The following is an 11746-nucleotide window of genomic DNA, read 5'->3' as shown; positions in this document are numbered from 1 at the left end:
CGGGCATACAGATCTTTTTTCGCCTTTTTGATCGCATCGTTTAAAACCGTGGGCTCGCCCTGCTTTTTTTGCTGTTCGAGCTGATAACGGACCAGCTTTTGAAATTGTCGCCCCACATCGCCGGTCAGATACAAGGTCACGCGCTTGCCTTGCTCCATTCCCTTGGCTGTCACATCGGCTATTTCGCTGGCCAATGTGTTGAGCGCGTCGTCGTAATTCCAGGGGGCCGACCTGTCTTGCTTATTCTTAACGACCGACTTGGCGACTAGACCGGCGGCGCCGAGTAGCGCACCGTAGTGCTTGCCATTCCGCTCATCGGTATGTTCTCCGCGCGCATCCGTGGATTTCTTTTTCATTTTGGCGGCGCGTGCGGCTTCGGAAAAAGCCGCGTTTTTATTTTTATCGGAGGAATCGGGCGTAACGGACGAGGGCGCGTTATGGTTTACTCGCATTGGTATTTATCTCCTCTTGTATTTATTTCTTGAAAGCGGAGCCGGCGCGACTTAGCTCAACGCTTAAAAACATAAGCCGCACTCACGGGTACTTTGTATTGCCATACTTTTAGCAAGTTTTACAAGATAAGTAAGAATTTCGGATCGTCCGTTGTCTTTATCCTACGCCACTGGCCTTTGTGTCTTGCCCGGCGCCGCCTCGGTTTTGAGTAGCAATACGGATATTAGATACGACCTAGGGCGTTTACTGTGTAGTACATCATTTGTAGCCAATAACGCCGGGTATGAGCAACACCGATCTGGGATTGATGGACGCGGGCCAACTGGCCGAACTGTTCGAGTCCGGCGAGGCATCGCCGTTGGAGGCCACGCGCGCCGCGCTCGATCGGATCGACCGCTTCAACGAAGCCGTCAACGCCTATGTTTATGTCGACCGTGAAGGCGCGGAAGACGCGGCCAAGCAGTCGGCCCGGCGCTGGGGCCAGGGCAAGCCGCTGTCGCCGATCGACGGCGTTCCCGCCTCGCTCAAGGATCTGACCTCGGTCGCCGGCATGCCGACCCGGGAAGGCTCGTTGACCACGCCGGAGACGCCGGGCGACTACGACGCGCCGCCGGTCTCGCGCCTGCGCGAGGCGGGCGCGGTAATGCTCGGCAAAACCAACACGCCGGAATTCGGCTGGAAAGCGGTCACCGACAACCGGGTGTTCGGCGCGACCTGCAATCCCTGGGACACCCGGCTCACGCCCGGCGGCTCCTCGGGCGGCGCGGCGGCCGCGGCCGCGCTCAACATGGGCGTGCTGCACCAGGGCGGCGATTCCGGCGGCTCGATCCGTATCCCCTCGGCGTTCTGCGGCGTGTTCGGCATGATGCCCACCTTCGGCTGGACCCCGCAGTGGCCGCCGGCCAAAATGACCACGCTGTCCAGCATCGGCCCGCTGACGCGGCATCCGCGTGATGCGGCCCGCATGCTCAACGTCATCGGCCGCTACGACTATCACGACCCCTACGCCCAGCGCGGCCAGCCGGACGACTGGGGAGTGGATCTGGATTGCGATCTGCACGGTCTGCGCATCGCTTATTCGCCGGATCTCGGTTACGCCGAGGTGAACGAGCAAATTGCGGCCCGGGTCGAGGAAGCGGCCAAAAAGCTGGAAGACCTCGGCGCCGAGATCGTGGAAATCCACCCCGGTTTCGAGTCGCCGATCGATATCTTCCGCAAGCTCTGGTTTACGGCCTCGCTGGAGATCTATTCGCTGTGCGACGACAAAGGCAAGGAGCTGCTCGACCCGGGTCTGGTCGACAACGCGCGCACGGCCGAGCATTGGAGCGCGCTGGACATGTTTCACGCTTTGAGCGCCCGCGCCCGGCTGACCGAGCGGCTCGAGCATTTCAACCGCGATTATCATCTGGTCATGACGCCCTCGGTGCCGATCGAGCCGTTCGAGATCAATCATCAGGTGCCGCCGGGCAGCGACATGCGCGACTGGGAGGAGTGGGCCCAGTTTTCCTACCCGTTCAATCTGTCGAATCAGCCGGCCTGCTCGATTCCCTGCGGCTTCACCGATGCTGGCCTACCGGTGGGTTTCCAGCTCGCCGGCGGCAAGTTCGACGATGTTCGGGTGCTGCGCGCCGCCAATGCGTATATGGACGCGCATCCCGCGCGTCTGCCGACGGTGCCGGACCCGGCCCAGTATGGCTGATCAGTACGGCTGACCAGCACGGCTGAGGGTCGCCGCGGGCGCGGCGCACCGCTGGCCGCGGTGCGTCGCGTCTGGATAATACGTGCCAGGCTCCTCGACCGAAAACGCGACCATGCCCGAACTCTTCATCCGCGCCGCCAGGCCGGCCGACGCCGAGCAAATCCTCGGCTTCATCACCGAACTGGCGATCTACGAGCAGGCCGAGCATGAAGTCGTGGCCACGATCGGCGACATTCGCGACCGCTTGTTCGGCGAACATGCGACGGTCTATGCGCTGATGGCCGAGGTCGCCGGCGAGGCGGTTGGCTTTGCCGTCTATTTTCTGAATTTTTCGACCTGGCTCGGGCGCCACGGGATCTTTTTGGAGGATCTCTATATCACGCCCGCGGCGCGCGGCTGTGGCCATGCGACGGCGCTCTTGCGTCATCTCGCGCGCCTGGCGGTCGAGCGGGGCTACGGCCGTTTCGAGTGGAACGTGCTGGACTGGAACGCGCCGGCCATCGCCTTCTACGAGGCGATCGGCGCGCGGCCCCAGAGCGAGTGGATCGGCTATCGACTGGACGGCGATGCCTTGACGGCGTTCGCGGCCGGCCCGGCCGATTGACGCGATCGGCAGGCGTGTCCTACGGCTTTGATGCCTTTTGCGAGACCTGCCGCTCTTTCTTGGCCAGCCGCGCACGGAACTCCGGATCGAGCGACGCCGGGTCGATCCGGTAACCGCCCGACAGCACCGGGATATATTCATCGTGCGCGCCGGCGCGAATCGGGCTGACGTACTCCCAAACCACCTCGCCGGCCGGGGTCACTTCGAGCAGGCGCCCGCCATCGGATTCGGTAATCAGCGTGTTACCGTTGGCCAACCGTTCAACGGTGGACCGGATCGGGCTGTTGAGCGGGTAGCTTTCCGGCCCGTCGTAGGACCACGTGATCTTCGAGGTGTGCGGGTCGAACTCGATCACGCGCGACAGGTTGTTCGGCTCCATATTGCCCAGATTGTCGAACATCAGGATATGGCCGTTGGGCAGCACATTCGGATCGTGCGGCGCGAGCCAATTGCCGTGTATGCCCCAGACGATGCGTTTGGCCTTCGGATCGACCAGAATCAGCAAATTGATCTGGCGCAGCATGACCAGCACGTCGCCCGGCTCGCCGATGCCCAGGGCCTTGATATCCTTCGGGCCGAGCCAGTCGACCGAGTTGGCGTGCAGCGGGTCGAAGTTGGCGAACCAGGGCTCGCCGCGCTTGAGCGAGATGCCGTACGGCGACTCGGTCAACATCTTGGTCAGCGATACCTTGGACAGTTGCTTGCCGTCGGGCGACAGCGTGACCAAAAAATCCTCGAGATACGGCGTGGGCACGAAGCCGTAGCCCGGGATCGCCTGATCGGTAAAGTTGTGCGTGAGCCCGACCACGCGGCCGTCGTTGGTCAGGTCGAAATCGTGATGGGTGTGGGCGAGGTAGCGCCAGACGATATTCGAATCCGCATCCAACTCCACCATGCCGTAGCCCCACGGCGTGTCGTTGGAGGAAATATAGACCGCGATCAGATGGCCGTTGGGCAGCAGCTTGGCCCGGCGCATGTAGATCAGATCGTCCTTTTGCGGATTCTGTACCGCGGCCTGGTCCGTCCAGACCTTGGAAAACGGTACTTTCCACTTGTGGATGACGTGCCCGTCGGCGTCGATCAACCGGGCGACATTGGCATCGCCCGAGGTGAACAGCGTATAACCCGGCTGCATTTTCGACGCTTTATGGACGATCACGCCACGCTTTTCGGTGCGGGCGTGCCGCCAGAGATCGGTCTTCAGTGGATTGACCGCCGTCTGCGACTGCGCCAACTCCGCGGTGGCCGCCCGGTAGGCGTCGTGAAATATCGGATACGGCCAGACCCGGGTCAGGCTGACCAGAATACCGCCGGCGAAAACCAGAAACAGGACCGCCACGACATAAAGCGCATTCGCGATATAACTTGGTTTCATAATCCGCCCGGCACCCTCTGCGTTATCGTCCGAAGCCACAACGCGAAAAAAACGAACGGCTGAGTTTAGCAAGATCGCGTACGCGAACGGCGATCATCCGTCCCCCAAGCGACGTCCGCGCCCGCCTAATCCGGCCGTGGCGGTTCGGCGGCGGGTTCGTTGCCGGCGCCGGGGGTGAGCGTGGTGCCGATGGATGCGCACATGACCGCGCCGATCGCCGACCATTGCCACGTGCCGAGCTCCTGGCCGAGAAACAGCAACCCCGATAACGCGCCGATCGCCGGCTCCAGGCTCATCAGAGTGCCGAAGGTGGCGGTGGGCAGGCGGGGCAGCGCGATCATCTCGAGCGTATAGGGCAGCGCGGTGGACAGGATCGCCACGCCGGCGCCGATCGCCAGTACGCGCGGTTCGAGCAGGGCGGCGCCGGCCTCCCAAATACCGATCGGCGCGATCACGATCGCGGCGATGGTCACGCCGAGCACGGCGCTGTGCATGCCGTGCACCGCACCCGCCTTCTGGCCAAACAGAATATACAGCGCCCAGCAAGTGCCGGCGCCGAGCGCACAGGCCGCGCCCGGCCAATTGACCGCGCCGGTGGTGTCCGAGCCCGGCCACAACAGCACCGCCAGTCCGCCGATGGCGAGCGCGACCCAAAGCAGGTCGAGCGCACGGCGCGACGAGATCACGGCCACCGTCAGCGGCCCGGTGAACTCGAACGCCACCGCGATGCCGAGCGGAATCCGCTCGAGCGCCTGGTAGAACAGGAAGTTCATCGCGCCCAACGCGACACCGTAGATTGCGATCGCCTTCCAGGCATCCGCCGAGACCGACTTGCGCCACGGCCGTAGCAAGACCAGCAACACCAGGGCGGCGAGAATCAGGCGGACCGATGTGGTGCCGGCGGGGCCGGCGACCGGGAATAGGGTCTTGGCCAGCGACGCCCCGCTCTGGATCGCGCTCATCGCGATCAGCAGCAGAGCGACCGGCCAGCTTCGGGCGATAATGGCATGATGATTGAACTGCATGATCGTTAGGAAAATCACGTCGTATCGCCGGCGCACGCGGCGCCGGAACCTCGGGCCGGCCGAGCCGGCGGCGCATGATGGCTGAAAATCACGACATGAGCAATATATTGCACAGCCCGCAAGAGCGGCCCGATGTGCTGGTGCACGTCGCCGCCAACGTACGGCGCCTGCGCGCGGCGGCGGGCCTGAGCCAGGCCGCGCTGGCCGAGGCGGCCGAGGTCAGCCGGCGCATGCTGGTCAACATCGAAAAAGGCGATGTGAACGTCAGCCTGAACACGCTCGACCGGCTGGCCGCCGTGCTCGACGTGGCCTTTTACACGCTGGTCGCGCCGCCGGAGAACGAGGATGCGGCGCGGATCGACGAAGTCGTTTGGGCCGGAACCGACGTCGATAGCCAAGCACGGCTGCTGGCCAGCAAGGCCGCGCGGGAACAGGTCGAGCTGTGGTCCTGGTCGATGGCGCCCGGCGAGGTCTATGCTTCGGATGCCGATCCGGCCGGCTGGGCGAACATGATCGTGGTGCTCAGCGGCCGGCTCACGGTCACGCTCGGCGAGGCCCGGTTCACGATCGCGGCCGGCGATTTTCGGATTTTTCCCAGCGATCGACCGCATCGCTATGCCAATCAGGGCGATGCGCTGCTGCGCTTCGTGCGCAACGTCGTCTATTGATCGCCGGCGCCGCCATATATTTTCAGGTTCGCCCATGCGCTTGTCCCACGACGCTCCGTTCTTCCTGCTCTGGTTCGGCGCCGCCGTGTCGCTGGCGGAGATGCTGGCCGGCACGCTGCTCGCGCCCATGGGGCTCGTCCGGGGGCTGGCGGCGATCGTGTTCGGACATCTGATCGGCACCACGCTGCTGGTGCTGGCCGGGTTGATCGGCAGCCGCGAGGGCCAGAGCGCTATGGGCACGGCCGGGGCGGCCTTCGGCTCGGCCGGACGCCGCCTGTTCGCCGCGCTCAACGTGGTTCAGTTGGTCGGCTGGACGGCGATCATGCTGGCCACCGGCGCGCGTCAGTTCGCCGGTCTCGCGGCCCAGCTCGGCGCGGCCGGACCGGTGTGGCCGTGGATCGCGGTGTTCGGGCTGCTGATCGCGGCCTGGGCGGTGTTCGCCCGCGCCGGCATCGGCCGGCTCAACACGGTGGCCGTGGCGTTGTTGATCGCGCTGTTGCTGATGGTGTTCGTACGCCTGTTCTTCGTCGCCGGGGACAGCCCGGCCCCGGCGCCGGCCACGATGGGTTTCGGCGCCGCGCTGGAACTGGTGGTGGTCATGCCGCTGTCGTGGCTGCCGCTGGTCGCCGACTACAACCGCCACGCGCGTAGCGGCGGCGCGGCGGCGGTGTTCACCTGGCTCGGCTACGGCATCGGCAGCGCGTGGATGTATGCGATCGGGCTGCTCATGGCGCTGCGCTTCGGCGGACTGGACATCGGCGCGCTGGTCGGCGGCGCGCCGGCGGTGGTGGCGGCGCTGGCCGTGATCCTGTTGTCCACCGTGACCACGACCTTCATGGACACCTATTCGGCCGGCGTGAGCGCGCGCCATATCGCGCCGATCGGCTCGCCGCGCATACTGGCGCTGGCGATGACCGCGATCGGTACGGCGGTCGCGCTGGCAGTACCGATCGCGGCCTACGAGAGCTTTCTCTACACCATCGGCGCGCTGTTCTCGCCGCTGTATGCGGTGGTGCTGGCGCGCTATTTCGGCCTCGGCGAACGCGCCGACGCGCCCGGCGTGTTCAACTGGCCGGCGATCGGCGTGTGGGCCCTCGGCGTGGCGAGCTATTATGCTTTTCTGGTGTTGGATGCGCCGATCGGCGCGACCCTGCCCGCGTTCGCGTTCACGGCGCTGCTGTACGTGCTGACCCGCCGTATTCGCGCCATCGCCCATGCCGCCTGATTTGTACCAGGGCTAGGTAAACTGGCCGATCGGCGCGAGGCCGCGAAAGAAGTAGGCTGCCGGTATCGAACCCCGGTGTATCGTCGCGGAGTCGGCATGACCCGAAACGATCTGATCGATGCCCTGCTCACCGAGCACGGCCGCACCTTCGCCGCCGAACTCGGCGCGCGGATTTCAAAGAACACGCCCTCGCCGCTGTTCCGCCTGCTGTGTCTGGCGCTGCTGACCAGCGCGCCGGTACAAGCCGATATCGCCATGCGCGCCGCCCGCGCGATGGGCGAGGCCGGCTGGACCACGCCGCAAAAACTGGCCGGCAGCACTTGGCGCGAGCGGGTCGATGTCTTCAACGGCGCCGGCTACGCCCGGGTGGACGAAAAGACGGCCACCCAGATCATGGATTTCAACGATCACTTGCGGGAACACTACAACGGTGATCTGCGCCGGCTGCGCGCCGAAGCCGACGGCGATCTCGAGACCGCGAAGCGCGCGCTCAAGCGCTTCAAGGGCATCGGCGATACCGGTGCGGCCATTTTTCTGCGCGAGGTGCAGGCCGTCTGGCCCGAGCTCTACCCCTTCGCCGATAAGGCCGCGCTGTCCGCCGCGGACAAGCTCGGCCTGCCGGCCGATGCATCGAAGCTGGCGCGGCTCGCCGGGCAGAAAAATTTCCCACGACTGGTGGCGGCCCTGGTTCGCGTTAAACTCGCCGGTGATATCGATCGGTTTCGGGAGTGACGCCTGATGTTCGATTACTCGCTGGCCCACTGCTCAACCCGAAGGTCGCGCTGTTCTTTTGTCGTTCATCCCGCAGTTCGTCGTGCCCGGCGCCGGGCCGGTGGCCGCGCAACTCGCGCTCCACGGCGTGCTGCTGCTCGCCATCGCGGCCCTGTTCGAGCCGTTGTTGATCGTCGTCGGCGAGCGCCTAATAGCCGTGCTCAAAGGGCGACGGCGGCTTTCGGCCTGGGCCGAGCGCGGCGTCGGGATGATCTTTATCGGTCTCGGCGCCCGGCTGGCCGCCGCACATCGGTAAAATCGCCCTGTTATTGCTTTTGTTATCGCTTTTGCAGGTTGATATGAGAGGCCGCAACGACATCCTGGCCGATATCCGCGCCAACAAGCCCAAGTTTTCGGCCCCCGCGCCGGACGTGCCCGACTACGACGACAGCTACCCGAGCGACGTATCTGGTTTGCAGGCCCGTTTTATTGGAGCCCTGGAAAAGATGGGCGGCGTCTGGGCCGACCCCGAAACCGGCGAAACGCTCGAAGCCACCATGCGCCGCGCGCTGACCGACAAGCTCGACGCCAACGGCATCATCGCCTCGAACGTGCCGGAAATCTCCGGCAACCGACGCGTCCGGGCCGAGGACACGCCATCGTCACTACACGATATAGACGTCGCCGTCCTGCGCGCCCGCTTCGGCATCGCCGAAACCGGCAGCGTGTGCTTCACCGAAGCCGAGCTCGCCGTCAACGCCGTCGCCTACCTCGCCCAGCACTTGGTCGTCCTGCTCGATCCCGGCGCGATCGAGACCAATCTCCACCGCGCCTACCGGCGCGACGATTACATCAACGCCCGCTACACCGTGTTCCACACCGGGCCATCGGCCACGGCGGATATCGAAGGCGTGCTGGTGCACGGCGCGCAGGGCGTGCGGTCGCTGACGATCATCCCGGCGCGTTGAATAGATGAATTCGATGGCTTCGCTAGGGTTTGATTGCCGGACGACACGGTCATGAGCGACAACATCCAGGCCCCGATCCTGATCTACGAGGATGCCGACAAATCGGTCGACGTCCGGCTGGACACGTCGCGCGAGACCGTGTGGCTAACGCAGCGGCAGATGGCCGGCCTCTTTGAGAAAGACGTTCGGACAGTCAACGAACATATCCAGAATGTTTTTCTCGAAGGCGAATTGGACCGCGATTCAACCATCCGGAATTTCCGGATAGTTCGCCAGGAAGGCAAACGACAGGTTCGACGCGAAATCGAACACTACAATCTCGACGTCATCATCTCGGTCGGTTATCGCGTCAACTCCAAGCGCGGCGTGCAATTCCGGCAGTGGGCGACCCGCGTGCTGCGCGAACATCTGCTGCAAGGCTGGACGCTGTCCCGACAGCGTTTCGAAACCAACGCGCGCGAACTCGATGCGGCGATGACACTACTGCGCCAGACAGCGCAAAGCTCCGACCTAGATGCTGCCAGCGGCCGCGGCCTAATCGATATCGCCACCCGTTATGCCCAGACATTCCTGTTGCTGCAACGCTATGACGAAGGCCTGCTGACCGATCCCAAGGCACAAGCCGGCGGCAAGCTGCCAACGCTGGGCGACGCCCGCACCGCCCTCGCCAAGCTCAAAACCGACCTCGTCGCACGCGGCGAAGCCACGGACCTTTTCGCTCGCGAACGCGGCGATAGTCTCGATGCGCTGCTGGCGAACCTCGATCAGAGCGTATTCGGCGAACCCGCGTATCCATCCGTCGAAGCCAAGGCTGCACACCTGCTTTATTTCGTGATCAAGAATCACCCCTTCATCGACGGCAACAAGCGCAGCGCAGCGTTTCTATTCGTGGATTTCCTGCATCGAAACCAACGCCTGCTGGACGACAACGGAGAAGCCATCATCAACGATGTCGGCCTGGCCGCGCTGACGCTGCTCGTCGCCGAATCCGATCCCAGCGCCAAGGATGTGATGATTCGGCTGGTGATGAACATGCTCGTCCACGTTGAGTAGCCTCGACACCGTTACCAATTCAACGTCTCGAACTCGCCTTCCTTCTTGCTTTGTGCCTTCGGCTGCGCCCGAGTTGCATCATCGGCGGCCGCCTGACCCGACGACGGGTCCTCGGCGATTCCGTTGACCACCGGATGCTCGCGGAAGTATTCGTCGAAGCGCATCTTCGCGTCATCGCCGAACAGGATTTCGCAGGCTTCCAGAAGGCCGTCCGAGTTCTTGATGGTTTCCTGACGCGAGACGAGCGAGATTTTGGATCGGCGGCGGAGGAAGTCCTCCAGTTTGGTGATCATCTCGCGCCGCGCGGCCTGGCGGACTTCGGCGCGGATGTATTCGGTGCCTTCGATGAGGATTTCGGCTTGGCGCGGGTCTTCGCGGATGTTTTCGAGGATGCCGATGGCCTGCGCCGCGTAACGGCGCCAGAGGCGCGTGCTCAAGAGCTCGGACGAGGCCGGGTCGGTGTAGTCGTCGAGGCTCATGAGCTGCGCCTGGTGAAAGAACTCGTCGCGGACCGCGTCCACCGGTTCGCCGTACCAGCGGTATTTCGGGTAGCGGACCTGGATGCCCATCTGCTCCACCAAATCGGTGATTTCGTTGCCGACGTTCACGCAGTCGGTGAGCTTGCCGCCAAAGATGCTGATGTGGCCGCTCTCGATATCGGAGTCGATCTCGTGCTTGCGGGAGAGCTGCAGGAAGTCGCGATCGGCCCCGGCGTCGGCCTGAACGGCCAGCGGGCGCACGCCGCAGCGGGTGGCGATGATGTCGTCGCGGTCCAGCGGCTTGTCGAGATTCAGCCGGGCGTTGATGTTTTTCAATACGAAATCGATGTCTTCATCGGTGATCGCGGCATGCGGGTCGTCGGTACGGGTGTCGGTGGTGCCGATACAGGTACGGTTGCCCATCGGGATCGAGAAGAACAAGCGGCCGTCTTCGTCGAAGAACGCCAGCACGCGCTTGTGCGGCGTGAGTTGGTCGACGATGAGGTGAACGCCCTTGGATAGCACGTGGCTGTGCTCGGTTTGCTTGTTCGCCAGTTCGTTGTAACGATCGGCCAGCGGGCCGCAGGCGTTGATCAGCACGCGCGTTTTGGCGGTGAACTCGCGCCCGCTCATCATGTCGCGCAGGTGCACGGTCCAGACGCTGTTTTCACGCGTGGCGCCGGTGGACTCGACGTAGTTGGCCGCGACACAGCCGCTGTTCATGGCCTTGCGCACGAAGTTGAAAACGAATCGCGCGTCGTTGTCGTGCAGAAACGCGTCGGAGTATTCGAAGCAGCCGATCGCCGGCTTGGTGTTGATGACCGGCTCTTCTTTTTCGACCTGGCGGAGCCTGGGCAGGCGCGGGATCTTGGTGAAGCAGTTGCCGAAGAACCAGTACAGCCAGGTTCCGGCCCAAAGCACCAGCGGGTGCCAACGAAAGCCCTTGGTGATCGTGGTCAGGAAACGGATTTCCTGCACGGTCGAAGGGTAATGCTTGATCAGGTGATTGCGGGAAACGCATAGCTCGCGCACCAGCTTGAAGTCGTACGACTCCATGTACTTGATGCCGCCCCAGATGAGGTTGGACGACCACATGCTGGTCATGCCGGCGAAATCGCCCTGATCGATCAGCGCGGTCTTTACCCCCTTGCCGGCGAGTGCGGCCGCGCTTACCGCGCCGTTGATGCCGCCGCCGACAATAAGCGCGTCATGGACCTCGCCGCCGGCGAGCTTGTCGATATTACTTTCTCGTAGCTGCATGAAGCGCTGGCCTCCGTGTGCCGACCAGTCGAACGCCGGCCAAAACCGATGGCGTCTCGGCGACGCCTGACAGAATTATCATACCGCGCCATCCGGGCCCGGCGTGCGGATGTTTATCGCGTCGGCAACTGCAGCGCGCGCTCGGGCACGCGGAGGATGACGAGGGTGCCCGCGTCCGTCCGGGTATCGATCTCGGCGTCGATCTGTCCGGCGAGTTCAGCGATCA

At 63.9% G+C, this 11746-nt stretch carries 12 protein-coding genes; 8 read left to right on the top strand and 4 right to left on the bottom strand.

Annotation, left to right across the window (positions count from 1 at the left end):
- Positions 1-356 (bottom strand): hypothetical protein (locus VFJ08_RS13310; protein WP_324997707.1); only part of this gene is annotated, 356 nt, incomplete at its 3' end.
- 380 nt (positions 357-736) lie between these two features.
- Between VFJ08_RS13310 and VFJ08_RS13305 the strand changes: the two genes are divergently transcribed.
- Both VFJ08_RS13305 and VFJ08_RS13300 read left to right on the top strand, forming a co-directional pair.
- Positions 737-2152: an amidase gene (locus VFJ08_RS13305; protein ID WP_324997706.1), complete on the top strand. Its 1416-nt coding sequence runs from the start codon at positions 737-739 to the stop codon at positions 2150-2152.
- A 112-nt stretch (positions 2153-2264) separates the two neighbouring features.
- On the top strand, positions 2265-2756 hold the full coding sequence (locus tag VFJ08_RS13300; RefSeq protein ID WP_324997705.1) for a GNAT family N-acetyltransferase: 492 nt from the start codon (positions 2265-2267) through the stop codon (positions 2754-2756).
- Between the two features lie 19 nt (positions 2757-2775).
- On the opposite strand, the gene VFJ08_RS13295 is transcribed toward VFJ08_RS13300, so the two are convergent.
- Complete coding sequence (locus VFJ08_RS13295; RefSeq protein WP_324997704.1) at positions 2776-4131, bottom strand: arylsulfotransferase family protein; 1356 nt, start codon at positions 4129-4131, stop codon at positions 2776-2778.
- Positions 4132-4256: 125 nt separating this feature from the next.
- Entirely contained in the window at positions 4257-5156 is a 900-nt protein-coding gene (locus VFJ08_RS13290; protein ID WP_349257014.1) for an EamA family transporter, read from the bottom strand.
- 77 nt (positions 5157-5233) lie between these two features.
- Here VFJ08_RS13290 and VFJ08_RS13285 point away from each other — a divergent pair, with 77 nt between their 5' ends.
- From VFJ08_RS13285 to rhuM, 6 genes are all read left to right on the top strand, one after another.
- A complete protein-coding gene (locus VFJ08_RS13285) occupies positions 5234-5824 on the top strand; it encodes a helix-turn-helix domain-containing protein (RefSeq protein ID WP_324997702.1) in 591 nt (196 codons plus the stop codon).
- Positions 5825-5858: 34 nt separating this feature from the next.
- Positions 5859-7049: a putative hydroxymethylpyrimidine transporter CytX gene (gene cytX, locus VFJ08_RS13280; protein ID WP_324997701.1), complete on the top strand. Its 1191-nt coding sequence runs from the start codon at positions 5859-5861 to the stop codon at positions 7047-7049.
- A gap of 96 nt (positions 7050-7145) precedes the next feature.
- Positions 7146-7781, top strand: a complete 636-nt coding sequence (locus tag VFJ08_RS13275) for a hypothetical protein (RefSeq protein WP_324997700.1) — start codon at positions 7146-7148, stop codon at positions 7779-7781.
- Positions 7782-7839: 58 nt separating this feature from the next.
- Positions 7840-8076 carry a hypothetical protein gene (locus VFJ08_RS13270; RefSeq protein ID WP_324997699.1) on the top strand — a complete coding sequence of 79 codons (237 nt, stop codon included), beginning with the start codon at positions 7840-7842 and terminating at the stop codon, positions 8074-8076.
- Between the two features lie 43 nt (positions 8077-8119).
- Entirely contained in the window at positions 8120-8728 is a 609-nt protein-coding gene (locus VFJ08_RS13265) for a LutC/YkgG family protein (RefSeq protein ID WP_324997698.1), read from the top strand.
- Positions 8729-8779: 51 nt separating this feature from the next.
- Entirely contained in the window at positions 8780-9781 is a 1002-nt protein-coding gene (gene rhuM / locus VFJ08_RS13260) for a RhuM family protein (RefSeq protein ID WP_324997697.1), read from the top strand.
- A gap of 11 nt (positions 9782-9792) precedes the next feature.
- Here the strand turns inward: rhuM and VFJ08_RS13255 are convergent, their stop codons facing one another.
- The gene (locus VFJ08_RS13255) at positions 9793-11520 is read right to left on the bottom strand and encodes a glycerol-3-phosphate dehydrogenase/oxidase (RefSeq protein WP_324997696.1); all 1728 of its coding nucleotides are present in this window, start codon (positions 11518-11520) and stop codon (positions 9793-9795) included.
- Positions 11521-11746: the final 226 nt, after the last annotated feature.

The organism is Salinisphaera sp. (assembly GCF_035690525.1).
Taxonomy (GTDB): Bacteria; Pseudomonadota; Gammaproteobacteria; order Nevskiales; family Salinisphaeraceae; genus Salinisphaera.
Note: the sequence above shows the minus strand (reverse complement) of the source record. Positions and strands in the feature narration are given on the sequence as shown.